Source organism: Sphingomonas sp. Ant H11, assembly GCF_000797515.1.
In the GTDB taxonomy this organism is placed as follows: Bacteria; Pseudomonadota; Alphaproteobacteria; order Sphingomonadales; family Sphingomonadaceae; genus Sphingomonas.
Map to the genome: position 1 here is coordinate 76,606 of NZ_JSBN01000002.1, position 20,108 is coordinate 96,713.

Sequence of the window (20,108 nt, forward strand, 5' to 3'; positions counted from 1 at the left end):
GTCCTCAGGTGACGCGCCCTCACAACAACATCACCGGCCTCAAGCTATCGCGGGCTTTGAGGACGAGCGGTATCGCACTCGCGCTGGCGATGATCTCCGGATCACCGCCAGCGTCGGCGCAGATGGCCGAGTCCGAGCACGCGTCGCATCATCCAGCGGGCGGAGCCGCCGCGCCAGCGGCGATGCCAGCGGGCAACGTGATGGGGGCAGCAGCTCCGGCCGCGGCGAAAGCTGCCGATCCCATGGCGGCGATGATGAAAGGGATGATGGCGCCGTCGCCGGGTGCCAAAATGGGCGCGGGACCGGCGGGATGCTGTGGGAACGGCGGCGCCAAACCCTTCTACCCCTCGCTGATGGACTGGCCCGTCCTGACCGATGAGGCACGACGGACGGTACGCGCCGCGGCTCTCGCCCGCCTGGGGTCGGGCGCCGAGGTCCTGACCGCGGAGCAAGCCCGGCTTCACCACGCTCTCATGTCGAACGACACGAAAGGAGCCCAGGATGCGATCAGGGGCGCTCGCGAAGGCCTCGCACTCGCGGACAGCGGAGCAGGCGCGCTCAGGGGCCTCGAAGAGGGCCGCCCTCCCCGGCAGATTGCCCTGAGCTGGTTCAAGACCCAGTCGGGTTTTGCCGAAAGCGACCAGATGGCATACGGAAACGAGCTGGCGGGCCTTTCCTGGTGGCACCTGATCGCGATGGCGCTGCTGGCGGCGGCTCTGGTTGCGGCGCTGCTACTCCGATGGGCGCGGCTGCGCCGCATCGCAAGCTTGATGGAGCGGCTCGCACCAGGCGGGGCTACACCACCGGCCAGGCCGGCCACCTCTCCGGCCCCGGCCGCTATCGTGCCGGCGCCCGCTGCTCCTGCAGGCGCAGCTACGCCCGGAAGCGCCACGCCGGCAGCGCCGCGACTGTGGAAAGGCGTCCTGCGGATCACCGCGATCTTCGACGAGACCCCGAGCGTCAAGACGTTCCGGCTCATGGAACCGAACCGCGGGCCGATGCCGTTCACGTTCCTGCCCGGCCAATATGCCTCGATCACCTCGGAGATCGAAGGCCAGAAGGTCCGCCGATCCTACACGATCTCGTCATCGCCCACACAGCGCGACTATATCGAGCTCACGATCAAGCGCGAACAATATGGGCTGGAATCGCGCCATCTCCATGATCATGCCGCCACGGGCGACCTTCTCGAGATTGCGGCGCCCGCGGGCCGGTTCTTCTTCACCGGCAAGGAAGCCGAGGGGATCGTCCTGATCGCCGGCGGAGTCGGCATCACACCGATGATGAGTGTGCTGCGCAGCCTGACGGACCGCTCCTATGAACACGACATCTACCTCCTCTACGGTGTCAACACGCCGACGGATCTGATCTTTCGCGAGGAATGCGACTATCTGGCGCGGCGCCACCACAAGCTTCACATCGTCTCCATCGTCGCAAAGCCCGAAGGGACCGACTGGGCCGGGCCTTCCGGTTATTTGACGGCCGATTTCATCGCCGCTTCCGTTCCCGAAATCGCCAGCAGGCGCGTTCACCTGTGCGGCCCGCCGCCGATGATGGACGCGGTGAAGGCGGCGCTTGCGCAGCTCAAGGTGCCGGCGGAGCAGGTCAAGACCGAGGAATTTGCCCCCCCCAAGGGCGGCCCCGTCCTTGAAGATGAACCGGCAGCGACCGCGACCGACAGCCAGGCATCGGCCACCCCGCAGACGCCGCCCGCCATTCCTTCTGCGCAGGCGACGATCTCATTTTCGAAGTCCGGCAAGAACGGCGCGCTCGCGCCCGACCAATCCGTCCTCGAGGCGGCCGAGGCGATTGGCGTGGCCATCGACTATGAATGCCGGGTCGGCATCTGCGGAAGGTGCAAGGTCCCCTTGCGGCAAGGCCAAGTGACGATGGAAGTGGAAGACGCGCTTGCCGCCGACGAGAAGGCTGACGGCATCATCCTCGCCTGCCAGGCAAAATCGGTGGGTGATCTCGTGGTGGACGCATGAAATGACCGAAACCGAGAAAGTAACGGTCGGCGCTCTGCTGAGCGCTCTTGCGCTGCTGGTCCCGGCCTTCCTGCTGCATTCCGCACCGCGTTTCCCCGGGAGCCTGGCAGGCGGACTGTTCGGCATCGCCGCCGCCCTGCTTTTCGTGCTTCTGCTCGTCTACAGCATCGTAAAGCGGCAGGCGTGGGTCAAGGAGCGCACGCAGCGCCTCGTCTCCCTCGGAGGACTGCTCAGCTTCCATGTGTATGCCGGCGCGATCGGCGCTCTGCTCGGAATCATCCATTCGGGGCACAAGTTTCAAAGCCCGATCGGCATCGCCCTCGTGATCGCGATGCTGACTGTCGTCGTCACGGGCTTCATTGGCCGATATTATCTGGCGCAGGTCGGGCAGGAATTGCGGTTTCAGCAAAAGGAACTCAAGGTTCTGCGCGACCGCTATGATGTGCTTGCCGCCGTATCGGCCGATCTGCGCCATCAAAGCGTCGTTGATCCGTCAGGGTTGCCGCTGGACTCGCTCCTTGGCGCAATATCCGACCTCGAATTCACGATTACTGCACGCGACGTCATCAAGGCCACGCTCGACAAGTGGGTCGTCGTGCATATTGTCGCTGCGATCATCATGTACGGATTGCTGACGATCCACATCTGGAGCAGCGTCTACTTCGGCTTGCGGTGGTGGCCATGAAGCGGACTGGTATCGTCTGCCTGATCCTCGCGACACTGGTCCTGGCCACCGCGATCATCATCCCCCTTACCATTTACCGCTCGGGCAGCGCCGCGCTGCCGCAATGGGCGGCGTCGGTTCGACCCGGTTCGCTGTCGAACGCCCATGCTTTTCTCGAGGGCAAATGCGAGAGTTGCCATACACCCAATCGGGGCATCAAGGCCGAGACCTGCATAGCCTGCCACGCAGCTTCGCCGGAAATCCTGAAGAAGCCTTCGACCGCTTTCCATGTCAACATCAAGGAATGCAGTGGCTGCCATATCGAGCATCAGGGAAACACGCTCCGTCCGGTCCGGATGGATCACCAGGTTCTCGAGCGCATCGCCGAACGGGCGACAGGGCGTGACACTCCTCTCGATTGCCAGTCCTGTCACGCCCCCCGCGACAAGCACCTGGGGTTCTTCGGCAGTGATTGTGCAAGCTGCCACACCACAACGAGCTGGAAAATCAGCGGGTATCTGCACCCCAGCCCCAAATCCACCGAATGCTCGCAGTGCCACAAGCCGCCGCCGAGCCACAACATGATGCACTTCGAAATGATGGACAAGATGATCAGCGGTGAAAAACGGGCGCGGGTTGATCAATGCTTCAGTTGCCACCAGACCGACTCGTTCAACAATATCAAGGGTGTCGGCATGGTCAAAGTGCACTGAAAATCCTCGCCAAACCCGACCTGCCATCGAAGAGCCCTCCAATTATCAAACCCGGCGACATCTTCGCCCAGGCGAGGAGTGTCACCGTGAACGCGCCCAATGATCCTGCGGAACGCTGTGTCCCCTTGCCCGGGCAGGCCGGGCAAGGGACCACGCTTCTTGAAGCCGATCTGCACTTGCCGCCGACCCCTGGCCAGGCCGCGGGCGAGGGGCAAGTGGCGATCCCGCACGCTCACCGGCTTCAGAGTATCGGGCGGATTTTTGGCCCGGGATTCATTGCCGGGGCGGCCGACGACGATCCAAGCGGGATTGCAACCTATGCGCAAGCGGGAGCGGCTTACGGTTACACGCTCGGTTGGACGATGTTGCTTACCTGGCCGCTCGCCGCAGCTGTGCAGGAGACGTGCGGGCGGATCGGCAGAACGACGGGCGAAGGTTTGACGGCGGCGATCAGCAAGCGCTGCCCGCTCGCGCTGCTCCGAACGGTCGTTCTGCTCCTCGTGGTCGCCAATGTCATCAACCTTGGTGCTGATCTGGGAGCGATGGGTTCGGCAATGTCGCTCATCGGCGGCGGCGCGCCGCACCTCTGGGTCATCATATTCGCCTTGCTCTCAACGCTGTTAGAGACCTTCCTCGACTACAAGCGCTACGCGCGTTTCCTGAGATGGATGACGCTGGCATTGCTGGCCTATGCGGCTACGGCATTTGCCGTGCACCTGTCATGGAGCGATGTGCTGCGTGGAGTCCTGCTACCGAGCATGCCGGACTCAAGCGCCTGGATGCTGGTAGCCGCGATCTTCGGCACCACGATCAGCCCCTATTTGTTTTTCTGGCAGGCCTCCCAGGAAGCAGAAGATGCCAGAGCTAAAGCGAAAAGCCTTTCGACATCGGAAGTCAGCGCCGGCGAAGAGCGCCGGATTAGCCTCGATAGCTGGTTCGGTATGTTTTTTTCAAACCTCATTGCCATTTTTATCATCATAACCACCGCCGCGACCTTGCATATCGCTGGTATTACGCAGATCGATACGGCCGCGCAGGCGGCCGAAGCACTCAGGCCGCTGGCGGGCGACTTTGCCTTTGCACTTTTTGCCAGCGGTATCATCGGGACCGGCCTTCTTGCCGTCCCGGTTCTAGCCGGCTCGGCGGCGTATGCGGTCTCCGAAGCCTTTGGGTGGCGTGCGGGCCTTGGGCTGGCACCTCGGAATGCCAAGGCTTTTTACAGCGTGATAGCTTCGGCCGGCATTCTGGGCATTCTCGTTCATTTCTCGCCGATCAGTCCCATGCAGGCGCTGCTGTGGAGTGCTGTCATCAACGGCTTTGTTGCAGCCCCACTTATTGCCCTGGTGATATGGCTCGGCTCGGATTCCGAAGCGATGAACGGTCACCCCATTCCCCGGCGGCTGCAACTGCTCGGTGGCGCGGCCTGTCTGGTCATGGTTGGCGTCGCCATCATGACGACGGTTTCGTGGATCGCGCCGGCCGCGCGGTAAATGATGATTGGCGCCTAGCGATCCAGCTTTCGCACTGACAGGTCAAGCTCGGCTTGAGATTGAAGCTTTCCGCCTCAGCCAATGCAGCATCGCGAATCCGAACGACGCGCGGCCTCGCTCAGGACGACATCGGTCAGCAAGTCTTGTGAACATTACGTAACGCTACGTGTGTGTGCCTGACATAAATCAAGGAAATGCAAGCCAATCGCCCAAGCCACCGCGCAAGCACTGACGCCTTAAAGCCGGCTTGGGTGCGCAATCCTGCGTCCAAGCTGCTCGGGCCGTGGGGACAGAATATCGGCCTTGACTCTGGACGGTGGTCGAAGCCCGACAACATGGTCGGGTCACGAATCCCACTCCTCAGAAACCGGCGTCCTGCCGCGGCGCGATCATGAGGGAGCAGCGGACGCGGCCTCCAGCCAGTGTAAGCCACTCCCAGAGACACTTTCATATTTGAGGTTGAGCATGAACCACTCTGTGATCATTCCCCCGCTCAAGCGTATTGCCGTGATAGGAACGTGCGTTCCGAGGCAGTGTGGCATCGCCACCTTCACCAACGATCTGCAGCAGGCATTGAAGAACTGCGATTCCGATCTTTCTTCAACGACGATCGCGCTGACGGACGATGCCAACACTTACGCCTATCCGCCCGATGTCGCCCTGGAGATCCAGCAGGCCACGCCCGCGTCCTATGCAGTCGCCGCCGATTTCCTCAACGTGTCGAACGTCGATCTCGTTTCTCTTCAGCACGAGTTCGGGATCTTCGGAGGCGAGGCCGGTGAATACATCCTTGGCCTTCTCAGCGGCCTCAGCGCTCCGATCGTCACGACGCTACACACCGTACTGGCCAACCCCAACCCTGCACAACGTCGCGTCATGGATGGCATCATCGAACATTCATCGCGCCTCGTCGTCATGGCGGACAAAGGACGGCGCATTCTGCAGGACGTCTATGATGTCCCGGCCGAGCACATCGCCGTGATACCACACGGCGTTCCGGACCGAGCCTTTATCGATCCGGCGATGGCGAAGCACAAACTGGGACTTGCAGACCGGACCCTGTTGATGACCTTTGGCCTGCTTGGTCCAGGCAAGGGTATCGAAACGGCAATTCGTGCAGTGCCGGCACTCGTTCGCGACCATCCCAATCTGCTCTATATGATCGTCGGCGCAACCCACCCCAACCTCGTTAGGGATGAAGGCGAACGCTATCGCGATAGCCTCGTTGCACTCGCAGCCGAACTCGGCGTCATCGAGAATATTTGCTTTGTCGACCGATATCTCTCACTGGATGAGCTGCTCGACCATTTGGCTGCATGCGATATCTACCTATCGCCTTACCCCAATGAAGCGCAGATCGTTTCAGGAACGCTGGCCTACGCTGTTGCCCTTGGTAAAGCGGTCGTCTCGACGCCCTTCTGGTATGCGCAGGAACTGCTCGCCGACCATTGTGGCGTTCTGGTGCCGTTTTCGGAACCGGATGCACTCGGAGCTGCCGTCGCTCGATTGATCGTCGATGGCGCGTCGCGTAGCGAGATTCGAACCCGCGCGTACGAGCGCGGTCGCGCGATGATCTGGTCGAGCGTGGCGAAGCAGTACCTGAAAGTCTTCTCCGATGTCCGATTTGAAAGACGCTCCGGCGCGTCGCGGGCTATACGTCCTTCAAATGACGAAGCCTGGAACAGGGCGCTTCCACCGATAACGACGGACCATCTCGCCGCTCTTACCGACATGGTCGGCATAACCCAGCACACAAAATTCGCGGTTCCGGACCGGAGGCACGGCTACTGTCTCGATGACAACGCGCGCGCGCTGTTGCTTCTCTCTGAACTCTCGACGCTGCGTTCTCTCACGCCACAGGAGGAGCAGCTTGCGCTGACATATGCCGCGTTCGTTGAGCACGCCTGGTCGCCAAAGGATAACCGCGTTCATAATTTCATGGGGTTCGACCGCACATGGCTCGACGATGCGGGAGCCGACGACGCGCATGGTCGCACGGTCTGGGCACTGGGCGCGTTCGCAATGCGAAAAGACGATCGATTCCTGGACGGATGGGCCGCCGCGCGCTTGCTGGAGATGGCACCCGCGTTGGTAGCGCTGACCACGCCGCGCGCCTGGGCCTACGGGCTGCTCGGCATCTCAAAACTTCTCCGGCGCTTCCCAGGCCATCGCAACCTGGAGCAGCTGCGAGGAGAACTGTCCAATCGCTTGTTCCAACGTTGGTGTGACGCAGCTGCGCCCGACTGGGTCTGGTTCGAAGACAGGCTCGGCTATGATAATGCCCGATTGTGTGAAGCTCTCATCGAAAGCGGCCATGACACCGGCAACCAGTCTCACCTTGATGCCGGCCTCGATACGCTACGGTGGCTGATGACGCTGCAGACGGCCGAAGTGGGGCACTTTCGGCCTATCGGAACCGAAACATTTGGAAGCGATCGGCGTCATCCGCAGCCATTCGACCAACAGCCCCTGGAAGCCTGTGCAGCGGTTGGTGCATGCCTTACCGCGGCGCGAGTCACGAGCGACGCATGGTGGCAGCGCGAAGCGCGCCGTGCATTCAACTGGTTTCTCGGGGCAAACGACCTTGGCATTCCCGTCGTGGACGTCAAACGAGGCGCCTGCTTCGATGGTCTCCATCCGGACCGGCGCAATGCCAACCAAGGCGCTGAATCGACGCTCGCATATCTTTCCGCGCTGACCGCGATCCTGAGCGCGGCCGAGAAGGATGCCTCGTTGAGTAAAGCCCCGCGCGTGGTCGAACTTTGCACGGCCGGTAATAAACCTCTCAGGCGGGTACCCAACGCATTCCGAACAGGTCTTCCCGAAGACCGCCCAGAATCTCAGCTCTCCTGTGGATGCCCAAATTCATGAAAGCGGACTCGGCACAGCTGGCTCAACCGGACGAAGCACTCGAAAGGCGCGCGATCGACACCATCCGCACGTTGGCGATGGATGCCGTACAGAAGGCCAATTCGGGCCATCCGGGCACGCCGATGGCGATGGCGCCGGTGGCCTACACGCTGTGGCGGGACTTCGTCCGCTACGATCCGGACACGCCCGACTGGCCGAACCGCGATCGCTTCGTTCTTTCGGTCGGCCATGCCTCGATGCTGCTCTATGCGGTGCTGCACTTGGCCTTGGTCAAGGAGATTGACCCGGACGGCAAGCCGACGGGCAGGCCCGCGGTCGGTCTCGACGACATCAAGCAGTTCCGCCAACTCGGCTCGAAGACCCCGGGCCACCCCGAGTACCGTATGACTACCGGTGTCGAGACGACGACCGGCCCGCTCGGCCAAGGGTGCGGCAATTCGGTCGGCATGGCGATTGCCGAGCGGGCGCTTGCCTCGCGCTTCAACCGCGACGGTTTCGAGCTGTTCGATCACAACATCTATGTGCTGTGCGGCGACGGCGACATGATGGAGGGCGTCTCGAGTGAGGCCGCATCACTCGCCGGACATCTCGCCCTGTCAAATCTCTGCTGGATCTACGACAGCAATCATATCTCGATCGAAGGTTCGACCGAGCTCGCCTTCACCGAGGATGTCGGCAAACGATTCGAGGGCTATGGCTGGAACGTCATCCAGGTCGATGACGCTAACGACACCAGGGCCGTCGCGCGCGCAATCGCGGCCTTTCGCGACGCCCATGACCGGCCGACCCTCATCGTCATCCGCTCGGTGATCGGCTGGGGCAGCCCCAGAGCAGGTAGCGAGAAGGCGCACGGCGAGCCACTGGGCGAAGACAATGTCCGCGCTACCAAGAAAGCCTATGGCTGGCCCGAAGGCGCCCAGTTTCTCGTGCCGGACGGTGTGGCAGAAGCGTTCAACGCCGCGGTTGCGGGACGCGGCAGGCCGGCACGCGAGGCGTGGGAGGAAACCTTGGCCCGCTACCGCGAGAGCTTTCCAGCTGAGGCCAGGGAGATGGACCTGCTGCGCCGGGGCAAGCTGCCGAGTGACTGGCAGGCAACAATCCCCACCTTTCCTCCCGATGCCGTGGGGCTGGCCTCGCGCGACAGCGGTGGCAAGGTGCTGAACGCAATCGCACCGCACGTGCCGCTGCTGATCGGGGGCGCGGCGGATCTCTCGCCCTCTACCAAGACTAGCCTGACTTTTCAGGGAGCGGGATCGTTTGGGAAGAACGACCATTCAGGTCGCAACATGCACTTCGGTGTGCGGGAGCATGCGATGGGATCGATCGCCAACGGCATGGCCCTATCCTACCTGCGCTCCTACACCGGCACCTTCCTGGTTTTCGCGGATTATATGCGCGCGCCGATAAGGCTGGCAGCGATCATGGAACTGCCGGTCGTGTTCGTGTTCACGCATGATTCTATTGGTGTCGGCGAGGACGGGCCGACTCACCAACCGATCGAACATCTGGCCACGCTTCGAGCCATCCCTGGGCTCGACACGATCCGGCCGGGCGACGCAAACGAGGTGGCGGCAGCGTGGAAGGTCGCTCTCAGCCACAGCCACGAGCCGACCGCGCTGATCCTCTCGCGCCAGGCGATCCCGACGCTCGATCGAACAAAATATGCGTCCGCCGACGGGCTGGAGAGAGGCGGCTACATCCTTGGCGACGCCGAGCGCGGCGATCCCGAGATCATCCTCATCGGTACCGGCAGCGAACTGCCGATGGTGGTGGCCGCCCACGAGAAGTTATCGGGCGAAGGCGTCCGATCGCGAGTGGTTTCGCTGCCGAGCTGGTATTTGTTCGAAAAGCAGGACGACGCCTATCGCGACAGAGTGTTCCCCGATGCGGTGCGCGCGCGGCTCGCCGTCGAACAGGGCGGATCGATGGGCTGGGACCGCTATGTCGGACATGACGGCGGGACAATAACTATGAAGACCTTCGGAGCCTCGGCGCCGCTCGCCAAGCTCCAGGAAAAATTCGGTTTCACCGTCGACAATATCTGCGCCGTGGCGCGCGATCTGATCGAGAAGAACAAATGACCCGCCGTCTCAAAAACCTTGGCGCTGCGGGACAGGCCGTGTGGCTAGACTTCGTCGACCGCAAATTTCTGAACGAAGGCGGGCTGCGCAAGCTGGTTGAGGAGGACGGTCTGACCGGCGTCACCTCCAACCCCTCGATCTTCGAGAAGGCGATGGGCCATGGCGACGCCTATGACGAGGGTTTTAACAACTTCCTCGGCAAGGCCGACGCGAGCGTCACCGATACCTACGAAAGCCAGGCGATCGCCGACATCAAGGCGGCAGCCGCCGATCTACGACCGGTGTACGACCGGCTCGGCGGCGGGGACGGCTATGTAAGCCTTGAGGTTTCGCCCAATCTCGCCAACAGCACCGACGACACGATCGAGGAAGCACGGCGACTGTGGGATATGGTGGCCGAGCCCAATCTGATGGTGAAGGTGCCCGGCACACGGGCTGGCATTCCTGCGATCCGTCAACTGATCGAGGATGGGCTCAACATCAATGTGACATTGCTTTTCTCGCTCACCGCTTATCAGGCGGTCGCGGAGGCTTATATGGCCGGCCTCGAGGCGCGGGTGAAGAAGGGAGAAGCGATCAACCGGATCGCGAGCGTCGCGAGCTTCTTCGTCAGCCGCATCGATGCGCAGATCGACAAGACGATTGATGCGCGCGTCAGGGAAGGCGACCCGGAAAGCGAGGCTCTAAATGCCATTCGCGGCCAAGTCGCAATCGCCAATGCCAAGCTTGCCTATGCCTGGTACCAGGAGTTGCTCGCGAGCGACCGATGGCAGGCGCTGGCCGCCAAGGGAGCGATGCCGCAGCGACTATTGTGGGCCTCGACCGGGGTTAAGGACCCCGCCTACCCCGATACGCTCTACATCGACTCGCTGATCGGACCCGACACCGTCAACACGATGCCGCCTGGGACGATGGACGCGTTCCGTGACCATGGCACGGCCCTGGCCACACTGACCGATAATCTGGATAAAGCACTCCATGTGCTGGCCGAAACCGAGCGTCTCGGCCTTAAACTGGGTGATATTGCGGACAGGTTGGTCGAGGCGGGTGTGACGCTGTTCGCCGATGCGGCGGATGCACTGCTTGGCGCGGTCGCGGGCAAGCGTACCGCGTTCCTCGGCCGCCGACAAAACTTGATGGCAGTCGATCTCCCGGCAGGACTTCAGGAGGCTGTCGCCACGCGCCTCGAAACCGCTCGCGCCGAGGCTTGGCCGCGCCGGCTGTGGAAGGGCGATGCCTCGCTCTGGACCGGCAAGGACGAGGGCAAATGGCTCGGGTGGCTCGCCGCCGCCCGCAGTGAGCAGGTTGATCCAGACACGCTCAAGATGCTCGGTGAAGAAGCCAAAGGCTTCAAGGACGCGGTGCTGCTCGGCATGGGCGGATCGAGCCTCGGCCCCGAGGTGATCGCGCGCATCCTCGGCAGCGCAAAGGGTAGCCCAAAGCTGCACGTGCTCGACACCAGCGACCCCGGCCAGATCGCGACGGTCGCGGCAGCGATCGACCCGGCGAACACGCTGTTCATAATATCCTCCAAATCGGGATCGACAATGGAGCCTGAGCTCCTGCGCGCCTATTTCTATGCAGCGGCCGGCCAGGACGGCAGCCATTTCGTTGCGGTCACCGACCCTGGATCAAAGCTGGACCAGACCGCGAAGGCGGATGGCTTCGCGCATATCTTCGCAGGGGATCCCGCGATCGGCGGGCGCTATTCGGTGCTGTCGGCTTTCGGCATGGTTCCCGCCGCCGCGATGGGCATCGATATCCAGGATTTCTACGAGAAAACCCAGCCAATGGTCTTCGCCTGCGGTGCCGATTCACCTCCTGCAGCAAACCCTGGCGTGCGCCTTGGGGTGATAATCGGCGAGGCGGCTATCGGCGGGCGCGACAAGCTAACCATCTTGGCATCCAAGGGACTAGAACCGTTCGGGGCCTGGCTCGAGCAGTTGCTTGCTGAGTCGACAGGCAAGAAAGGCAAGGGGATTATTCCGGTCGACCTTGAGCCCGCGGGACCGCCGGAGGTTTACGGGAGCGATCGCCTGTTCGTGCATCTTCACCTCGAAGGAGACGCGGAGGACGGGCTGGACAGCAAGCTCGCGCAGCTAAAGCAGGCCGGCCATCCCCTCATCCGGATCACGGTCGCCTCACGCGATTTGATCGGCCAGGAGTTCTTCCGCTGGGAAATCGCGACGGCAATTGCAAGCGCCGTTATTGGGATCAATCCGTTCGACCAGCCCGACGTGGAGGATGCCAAAATCGCCACGCGCGAGCTCGTCGATGCTTATGAAGCTTCCAGTGCGCTTGAACCAGAGATCGCGATCGCGGAAGACGCAGACTTGGCGATCTACGCTGCTGGCGAAAGCGGATTCGGCTCGGGCGATCCGGTGAACCTGCTGCGGCTCCACTTTGCCCGGCTGAAGCCCGGACATTATGCCGGTTTCCTCGGATTTATCGAGCGCGACGAGGCGAATGCGGCGGCAATGGCCGCGATGCGGATGGCGGTGCGTGCTACCAAGGCGGTGGCGACGGTCGCGGGTTTTGGGCCGCGTTTCCTACACTCAACGGGGCAGGCCTATAAAGGCGGCCCGGCGAGCGGGTTGTTTCTGACGATCACGCGCGATCCCCATCCCGATCTGTCGATCCCAGGCAGGAAGGCGAGCTTCGGCACCATTCAGATTGCGCAGGCGCGCGGCGACATGGCCGTGCTTGCTGCGCGCGGGCGGCCCGTTCTGCGGGTCCACATCAAGAAGGACGGCAGCGGCATCGAAGCCTTGCGCGCAGCTGTCATCGCGGCAACCCAAAACTGAGGAATGAGCACATGCGTATAGCGATGATCGGCCTTGGCAGAATGGGAGCCAATATTGCGCGCCGTCTGATGCGCGGCGGTCACGAGATCGTCGCCTTCGATCGGAACCCGCCGCTGGTGGACATGCTGGCCGGCGAAGGCGCAACCGCTGCCGCTTCGCTTGAAGAGGTCGCAGCCAAACTGGAGGGCCCGCGCATCTTCTGGGTGATGCTGCCGGCTGGGCCGCCGACAGAGAGCACGATCGAGACGCTGATGGGCCTGGCCTCCCCAGGCGACATCATCATCGACGGCGGCAACAGCTTCTACAAGGACGACATCCGCCGGGCGAAGCTGTGCGCCATGAAAGGGCTCCACTATGTCGATGTGGGCACCTCGGGCGGTGTGTGGGGCCTTGACCGAGGCTATTGCATGATGATCGGAGGCGATGCCGCGACGCTCGACAGTCTCGATCCTCTCTTCGAGGCCATGGCACCAGGCTTTGGGACGATCGCACGCACACCGGATCGCGGCGGTCCCAACGAGGACACCCGTGCCGAGAAGGGGTATATCCATGCCGGTCCAGCCGCTCGGGCCATTTCGTCAAGATGGTTCACAACGGCATCGAATACGGCTTGATGCAGGCCTATGCCGAGGGGTTCGACATCCTGAAGGGCAAGTCATCCGCCAAGCTGCCGGAAGACGAGCGCTTCGACCTCAACCTCACTGACATCGCCGAGGTCTGGCGCCGCGGCAGCGTGATTTCGTCGTGGTTGCTCGATCTGACCGCGACGGCGCTCGCCAAAGACCAAATGCTGGAGCAGTTCTCGGGCCAGGTCGCGGATTCCGGCGAGGGTCACTGGACGATCGAGGCGGCAATGGAGGAGGCGGTCCCTGCCTACGTGCTCTCAGCGGCACTGTTCGCGCGCTACCGCAGCCGGGTCGACACGACGTTCGGCGACAAGCTGCTCTCGGCGATGCGGTTCGGCTTCGGCGGCCATGTCGAGATGCCGCAATGAGCGATGCTCTGACTGCACCCTCTGCTACTTTCGTTATCTTCGGCGCATTTGGGGACCTCGCCCGCCGATTGCTGATACCCGCGCTCGTTAACCTCGCTCGGGCCGGCTTGCTGAATGAGGACATGGCGCTCGTCGGTGTCAGCCATCATGACAGCGACGACGAGCAGCTGCGCCAGGCGCTTGACGAATTCGTGAAGGACGATGCCAACTGGCCATGGCTCCGCAGTCGTATCCGCTATTTGAAGGGCGATTTCGCCGATTCGACTATGTATCAGGCTCTCGGCCGCCAACTTACCGGGAACGCGATCTTCTACCTCGCCACAGCGCCGGCCTTCTTCGGTACCGTCGTAAATCAGCTCGGCGATGAAGGGCTGCTCAACGAGACCGATGGTTTCCGCCGCGTCGTGATCGAAAAACCGTTCGGGACCGACCTTGCCTCTGCACAGGCGCTGAACCGGCAAATCCTTTCCCGCGCCAGCGAGTCCCAGATCTACCGGATCGATCATTTCCTTGGGAAGGAGACCGTGCAGAACATCATGGTCACACGCTTCGGCAACACCATGATGGAAGCCGTCTGGAACAACCGCTACGTCGATCATGTCCAAATAACGGCGGCCGAGGCGGTGACCGTCGGCACCCGCGGCAGCTTCTACGATGCCACCGGCGCATTGCGCGACATGGTTCCCAATCATCTCTTCCAGCTGCTGGCGCTGATAGCGATGGAGCCGCCGATCAGCTTCGATGCCGATGCGATCCGGACGGAGAAAGAGAAGGTCATTGCCGCCATCCGCCCGATCGACCCGACCGAGGCAATTCGCGGGCGCTATTGCTCCGGCGCCATCGCTGGCAAGGCCGTTTCCGCCTATCTCGATGAGCCCGACGTTGACCCTGCCAGCCGCACGGAGACCTTCGCCGCGCTCAAGTTGCACGTGGAGACGTGGCGGTGGTCGGGCGTGCCCTTCTATCTGCGCACCGGGAAGGCGCTGGCGACCCGTGATACCGAGATCGTCGTCCAATTCCGCGACGTGCCGCTGGCGCTTTTCCAGGAGACGGTGGTGGACCGGCTGCCCCCCAACCGTCTTGTGGTGCAAATTCAGCCCGACGAGGGCATCAGCCTTGAGTTTGTGGTCAAGCGGCCTGGGCTCGTCGTGAACACTGCGCCGGTCGCCATGGATTTCCGCTACCGGGACCATTTCGACGTGGGCCACCAGACCGGCTACGAAACTTTGCTCTATGACGTGCAATCGGGCGACCAGACGCTGTTTCAGCGTGCCGCGCAGATCGAAGGTGGCTGGCGCGCCGTGCAGCCGCTCCTCGATCTGTGGGCGCAAGGCACCCCCGAGGGATACGCCGCAGGCAGCGCCGGCCCCGAAAGTGCAGATGCGCTGATGCACCGCGCGCATCGACGCTGGCATCACCTTGGATGAGCGGCCCTATTCGCCTGATCGTCTCCGATATAGATGGCACGCTCCTCCGCCAGGACAAAAGCCTCTCCGACGGCGTGATCTCTGCGGTTGGAAGGGCCAGGACGGCTGGTATTGCGGTGAGCCTGATCAGTGCCCGCCCGCCCAGCGGCATGCTCTGGATCGCGAAACGGCTGGAGCTCACAGGCGTCATCGGTGCCTTCAACGGCGGCACGATCGTCCGGCCCGACGGGACTGTCGTTTCGGCAGATCAACTTGAGCCCGAATGCGCCGCGCGAGCACTCGCCCTGCTTGAGCACCCGGCCGTCACGCCGTGGCTGTTCTCGGGTGGCCTCTGGTATGCCCAAGCAACCGACGATGTGTATGTTCCACGCGAGCGGCGCGCGGCAAGCATCGAGCCGATAATCAAGGACGACTTCGCGGCATTGCTCGCTCATCCCGACAAGATCGTCGGCGTCAGCGGTGACCATGCATTGCTCGCGCGACTTGACGGCGAGATCGCGGCAGCGCTCGGACAGTTTGCGACTGTCGGCCGTTCGCAGCCTTACTATCTCGACATTACCGCTCCCCAGGCCAACAAGGGCGATGGCGTCGCCGCGCTGGCAGCCGCGATCGGCGTACCGCTCGCCAACGTTGCCGTGCTCGGCGACGAGCGTAATGACCTGCCGATGTTCGCGCGCGCCGGCCTCTCGATTGCGATGGGGCAGGGTCCCGATGCGGTCCGCTCCGCCGCTGACCAGGTGACCCTGTCGAACGAGGAGGACGGCGCTGCCCAAGCGATAGACAATATCATCCTGATGGAGGCTTCGAGATGATCGAGCCTGGCCAAGAGCGGATCCGCCGCGACATCTTGGAAAAGTTCATCGCGTTCGGAGGGCCGTCAAAGCCGGCTATCGTGCAGGCGATCCTCGATACAACCGTCGCACCGGTTACCGTCCGCCTGAAGAATATCGAACCCGATCGCTCGAGCGCCGCCTATCCGCCGAGCGACAGCACCCTGATTGGAGTCCACCGATGAAGCGCCTTATCGCCTTCGACCTTGACGGCACCCTGGCCGAGAGCAAACAGCCTATAGGCCAAGAAACGGCCGAGTTGCTTGCCAAGCTGCTTGATCTCGTCGGCGTCGCGGTGATCTCCGGTGGCGACTGGCCTCAGTTCGAAGCACAAGTCGTGTCGCGATTGCCCATCAGAGCTGACGTCCGTCAGTTATTCATCATGCCAACCACGGGCACCAAGCTCTACCGCTTCACGGATGCCTGGAAGCCGGTCTATGCTGATGTATTCGACCCCGACGAGCGCAGGCGCATTCTTCAGGCGTTTGAACTGGCCCCATGGGAAGTGGGCCTTCCGGACGAGAGGACATGGGGTGAGCGGATCGAGGACCGCGGGAGCAGATTACTTTCTCTGGACTTGGACAGGAGGCGCCGCTCGACGCAAAGAAAGCGTGGGATCCCGACTTCGCCAAGCGCAAGGCACTGCAGGCAGCGCTTCGATCACGACTGCCCGAGCTGTCCGTCAACGTGGGGGGATCAACCTCCATCGACATCACTCGCCAAGGCATCGACAAGGCTTATGGAATGCGCCGTCTTTCCGAGGAATCCGGCATTCCGCAGTCGGCTATGCTGTTCATGGGAGACGCGATCTATCCCGGTGGCAACGATGATCCCGTTCGCACAGCCGGAATCGACGTAATCCCCGTGCGAGACGTGGCGGAGACCCGGACCGCGATGATGGCAATTCTCGCTTGCCTCAAACCCTGATCCGATTGCTATGGCATGGTATCCCCTGTGCACAGCCAACATCGCTAAACGACGCGCGGCCGCCCCGAATTGACGTTCGTCTTCCTTGAACGGCATCTACCGCTCGAACAGTCTGCAATTCCCAATCAGTTCGAGTGACCTACTCCATCACACTTAGGAGGTTATCAATCGAGGCCGTAGCAAAGGCAGTGAAGCTATCGGCCACCCCATAGGGTAGTAACATCGTTCGATCGTGAACGATCACACCGCAGCTATAGACGACGTTGGGTACGTACCCGTCCCTCTCGTGCGGGCTCGGGGCCAGTACCGGGCGCGGCGTGCGCGCCAGCAGCTTTGATGGGTCATTCTTGTCGAGCAGGCATGCGCCAATGCAATAGTTGCGGACCGTACCAACGCCGTGGGTCATCACTAACCAGCCTTCGTCAATCTCGATCGGCGACCCGCAATTGCCCATCTGGACGAATTCCCAAGGGAATTTTGGTGTAATGAGCTTTTCGCCACCTGCCCAGTTAAGCAGTTCATCGGAGAAGTGAAGCCAGATGTTCTTGCTGTCCTGACGCCCAAGCATGGCGTATTTTCCCGCTATGCGGCGAGGGAAAAGGGCCATGCCCTTTCCACTCGAGGCCTGGCCGGTCAGGACGCGCATCTCGAACGATCTAAAATCGGCCGTGCTCAGCAATTCCGATCGCACTTGGCCACCGCCGAACGCTGTATATGTACCATGGTAGCTGATGCTGCCATCATCCTCGCAGAAGCGAACAAGGCGCGTATCCTCGATACCCTGCGTTTGGCTCGGCAGGACCGGGAAAAGCACTGTCTCCGAGATCGTGCGACTGCCGGCGCAACACAGGCGTGCTGCTATGCCCTCCCCTCTCCCGCATGTATCGATGAGGGGCGATACCGATGTCGGGCTGGGATCATCGACCAAAAGTGCGCCGCCAGGCGTCCAGGTGCCGGTGCGGAACGTCACGGAAGATACATGCCCCTCGCCGATGCCTCGCAGCGACATCACGAAACGAAGCGTGCCCTCGGGCAGACCCGACTGGTCGGGATGGAGCACGGCGCTTGGGTTGAACAAGGCGGCGGCCTCATATGCAAATTCTTCGCTGCAGTAGGCGCCTATTAATCGCCGCTGCTTGGCGTTGATACGATCGGCACCCGCGATCCCGCTGGCGACTTCGTTGAACCGGCGAAGCAACATCGCATCGACGTCGCGGTGGTTCTCGTCCAGGGATAGTGTGACGCCTTTCAGCTGACGCGCCAACTCAGCCTCATCGAGCGCCACGATCAGATCGACAGTCTCCTGGGTGCGGGACGTGCCGCCGTCGAAATCTCTGGGATAATTCGGCTCAAAAGGACGGACGACGGTGCGCGATGGATCGGGTCGAAGAACGCGATCATAGAAGTTTAGCTTTGCGCGTGCGGTCATGCTGGTCGGTCTCCATTCGAATAATCCGCGCAGATCAATAAAGGCGCGAGCGCCAATATCGCGAGCCCGTCCTGGGCCCGACATTCGCCCTCGGTGGATGGCACTGTCGCGTCGGTAGGGCATGGTGCCTTCGCGCCGAATTGGGATTGTTACGTAGCCATTTCAGTGCCGCGCGCAGCGCACCAGGGAAACGTGATGCCTGCGTTTGGCCTGCTCGATCGAATGCGCGATGTTCTAGCGGAATGCCTTGATCGCCGCGCTCAGATTGACCCTGGCAGATCGATCGTAGTGACTGACTGGCGGGATCTGCGCATCGATTCCGAGAAGCTGATAGACCGCCATTTGCGCGGCCCGCACCGAATATTCGACGGTGAAGACGACATCTTCGGGTATTTCGACGAACTGACTGACAAAGGCGAGATTCCGCGTCGTTTCGGGAACCGGGAACGGCCGTTCGCCTTTCGAGCGCGGCATGAACATGCTCGTAATATAGGGCATCCGGCAGGGGATGCAGTTTGCCGTTTCAAAGACTGTCATGTCGATATTGAGATGGCCACATAGCTCGATCAGAAGGTCCTCCCCACAGCAGGCTGACATCGCCTTTGGCACGAAATCGCCGATGCGATCGGGGTGCAGAGCATACCCCCAGAACACCCGGCTCGTCGCCGGCTGGTCGGGGAAATGCGGTTGATGCGCCAATACCACCGACATCAACCAGCGCGAATCCTTGAAGGTCACAAGTCCGCCCGTGCCCGCCACGTTTCCGGTGAAGGATTCCATATGGTCGAAGAAGCGCGTGTTTCCCTGCGTGACCGTGAACGATATCCAGCAAGATTCGGCGATCGAGCTATTGAAGGCGGCTGGGTTCCCAAAGCCGGGATGCTCCGCGGCGAGCTTCTCCCATAGGGCCCACCCGCCGCTGTCATGTTTCGTCCGATGCGGCGGCGCACTGGTCATGGATCCCAGGCTCGAGGCGTCGGTCATCGAACCGTTCTGAAAAAAGACGAGGTCTTCGGGTCCGACGTCAATGGCTTCGGCCGCTTCGCCGTGGCGCAGCAGGATGCGGCTGACCGCTGACTTGCCGCCGATCGGGGCGAGGACGAGGTCTGTGACCAATGTGTCCCTGGCGAAATGGACGCCCCGTTCTTCGAGCCAGGCGGCCAGAGGACGGACCAGGGAATCATATTGGTTGTAGACCGTGCGCTTTACGCCCGCGAGCGTTTCGATCCTCGAGAATTCCTTGATGAAACGATGGAGGTAGCGCCTGAATTCGACCGCGCTGTGCCATGGCTGAAAGGCGAAGGTCGTTGCCCACATATACCAGAATTTGGTCTCGAAAAATGAAGGCGAGAGCCAATCGGTAATCCGTGTGGCGCCCAATCGCTCTTCACTGGCGACGGAAAGGCTGAGCAATTCCAGCCGGTCGTTCATCGAGAAGCCCATCGAGGTCACGTCGAGGATGGCACAATCGCGGTCGATCAGGCGTGCCTTCGAATGCGATCGTACACGTTCGTTGAACGCGATCGTCTCCTCGAAGACGGTCAAGCCGGGATGTTCGAGCGAGGGGATCGTCTTGAACAGACCCCAGGTGCATTCGTAATTATCCGTTGTCAGCATCCGGCCGCCGCGCATCGAATAGCCATCCGATGCGCTGCCGCGCCGTCGAGGCTGCCGCCAAGGATCGGAAGCATTTCATAGACGGTAATGTCGCTGCCCTTCAGGCCACCGTCGCGGATCAGGAAGGCCGCTGCGGCCAGGGAGCCGATGCCGCCGCCGACAAGATACGCTTTTCTACCGCTTGCCATGTTGTTCTCCACTGGCGCCAAGTGGCGCCATGATCGAAATGAGCCGGAGTCCCGGTCCGAGCGATGCCACTATGCCGGGGGCCGA

The 20,108-nt window shown here is 62.0% G+C and carries 11 protein-coding genes and 3 pseudogenes; 12 read left to right on the forward strand and 2 right to left on the reverse strand.

The window, feature by feature from the left end:
- Positions 1 to 8: 8 nt before the first annotated feature.
- From NW75_RS00635 to NW75_RS00690, 12 genes and pseudogenes are all read left to right on the forward strand, one after another.
- The gene (locus NW75_RS00635; protein WP_010405631.1) at positions 9 to 1,988 is read left to right on the forward strand and encodes an FAD-binding oxidoreductase; all 1,980 of its coding nucleotides are present in this window, start codon (positions 9 to 11) and stop codon (positions 1,986 to 1,988) included.
- Between the two features lies 1 nt (position 1,989).
- Complete coding sequence (locus NW75_RS00640) at positions 1,990 to 2,673, forward strand: iron reductase (protein ID WP_029622672.1); 684 nt, start codon at positions 1,990 to 1,992, stop codon at positions 2,671 to 2,673.
- Positions 2,670 to 3,365, forward strand: a complete 696-nt coding sequence (locus NW75_RS00645; RefSeq protein ID WP_029622670.1) for a cytochrome c3 family protein — start codon at positions 2,670 to 2,672, stop codon at positions 3,363 to 3,365. The genes NW75_RS00640 and NW75_RS00645 overlap by 4 nt, the downstream gene beginning before the upstream one ends.
- An 86-nt stretch (positions 3,366 to 3,451) precedes the next feature.
- Entirely contained in the window at positions 3,452 to 4,855 is a 1,404-nt protein-coding gene (locus tag NW75_RS00650) for an NRAMP family divalent metal transporter (protein ID WP_010405628.1), read from the forward strand.
- Between the two features lie 465 nt (positions 4,856 to 5,320).
- Positions 5,321 to 7,726, forward strand: a complete 2,406-nt coding sequence (locus NW75_RS00655) for a glycosyltransferase family 4 protein (RefSeq protein ID WP_231564839.1) — start codon at positions 5,321 to 5,323, stop codon at positions 7,724 to 7,726.
- On the forward strand, positions 7,723 to 9,807 hold the full coding sequence (gene tkt / locus NW75_RS00660) for a transketolase (protein WP_010405626.1): 2,085 nt from the start codon (positions 7,723 to 7,725) through the stop codon (positions 9,805 to 9,807). Before NW75_RS00655 ends, tkt begins: the two co-directional genes overlap by 4 nt.
- Positions 9,804 to 12,611 carry a bifunctional transaldolase/phosoglucose isomerase gene (locus tag NW75_RS00665; protein WP_010405625.1) on the forward strand — a complete coding sequence of 936 codons (2,808 nt, stop codon included), beginning with the start codon at positions 9,804 to 9,806 and terminating at the stop codon, positions 12,609 to 12,611. The genes tkt and NW75_RS00665 overlap by 4 nt, the downstream gene beginning before the upstream one ends.
- An 11-nt stretch (positions 12,612 to 12,622) precedes the next feature.
- Positions 12,623 to 13,605: pseudogene (gene gnd, locus NW75_RS00670) on the forward strand (phosphogluconate dehydrogenase (NAD(+)-dependent, decarboxylating)).
- Positions 13,602 to 15,032, forward strand: a complete 1,431-nt coding sequence (gene zwf / locus NW75_RS00675) for a glucose-6-phosphate dehydrogenase (protein WP_029622668.1) — start codon at positions 13,602 to 13,604, stop codon at positions 15,030 to 15,032. Before gnd ends, zwf begins: the two are co-directional and overlap by 4 nt.
- The gene (locus NW75_RS00680; protein ID WP_033963066.1) at positions 15,029 to 15,844 is read left to right on the forward strand and encodes a Cof-type HAD-IIB family hydrolase; all 816 of its coding nucleotides are present in this window, start codon (positions 15,029 to 15,031) and stop codon (positions 15,842 to 15,844) included. Before zwf ends, NW75_RS00680 begins: the two co-directional genes overlap by 4 nt.
- Positions 15,841 to 16,047 carry a hypothetical protein gene (locus NW75_RS00685; RefSeq protein WP_010405619.1) on the forward strand — a complete coding sequence of 69 codons (207 nt, stop codon included), beginning with the start codon at positions 15,841 to 15,843 and terminating at the stop codon, positions 16,045 to 16,047. Before NW75_RS00680 ends, NW75_RS00685 begins: the two co-directional genes overlap by 4 nt.
- A pseudogene (locus NW75_RS00690) lies at positions 16,044 to 16,789 on the forward strand (HAD-IIB family hydrolase). Before NW75_RS00685 ends, NW75_RS00690 begins: the two are co-directional and overlap by 4 nt.
- Positions 16,790 to 16,928: 139 nt before the next feature.
- Here the strand turns inward: NW75_RS00690 and NW75_RS00695 are convergent.
- Both NW75_RS00695 and NW75_RS00700 read right to left on the reverse strand, forming a co-directional pair.
- Positions 16,929 to 18,218, reverse strand: a complete 1,290-nt coding sequence (locus NW75_RS00695) for a glycoside hydrolase family 130 protein (protein ID WP_010405616.1) — start codon at positions 18,216 to 18,218, stop codon at positions 16,929 to 16,931.
- Positions 18,219 to 18,452: 234 nt separating this feature from the next.
- Positions 18,453 to 20,023: pseudogene (locus tag NW75_RS00700) on the reverse strand (oleate hydratase).
- Positions 20,024 to 20,108 lie beyond the last annotated feature (85 nt).

Bases quoted from the DNA above. Each gene is read 5' to 3' on its own strand.
- tkt (WP_010405626.1), top strand. From the start codon at position 7,723: ATGAAAGCGGACTCGGCACAGCTGGCTCAACCGGACGAAGCACTCGAA.
- NW75_RS00695 (WP_010405616.1), bottom strand. From the start codon at position 18,218: ATGACCGCACGCGCAAAGCTAAACTTCTATGATCGCGTTCTTCGACCC.
- NW75_RS00645 (WP_029622670.1), top strand. From the start codon at position 2,670: ATGAAGCGGACTGGTATCGTCTGCCTGATCCTCGCGACACTGGTCCTG.
- NW75_RS00665 (WP_010405625.1), top strand. From the start codon at position 9,804: ATGACCCGCCGTCTCAAAAACCTTGGCGCTGCGGGACAGGCCGTGTGG.
- NW75_RS00655 (WP_231564839.1), top strand. From the start codon at position 5,321: ATGAACCACTCTGTGATCATTCCCCCGCTCAAGCGTATTGCCGTGATA.
- NW75_RS00640 (WP_029622672.1), top strand. From the start codon at position 1,990: ATGACCGAAACCGAGAAAGTAACGGTCGGCGCTCTGCTGAGCGCTCTT.
- NW75_RS00680 (WP_033963066.1), top strand. From the start codon at position 15,029: ATGAGCGGCCCTATTCGCCTGATCGTCTCCGATATAGATGGCACGCTC.
- zwf (WP_029622668.1), top strand. From the start codon at position 13,602: ATGAGCGATGCTCTGACTGCACCCTCTGCTACTTTCGTTATCTTCGGC.
- NW75_RS00685 (WP_010405619.1), top strand. From the start codon at position 15,841: ATGATCGAGCCTGGCCAAGAGCGGATCCGCCGCGACATCTTGGAAAAG.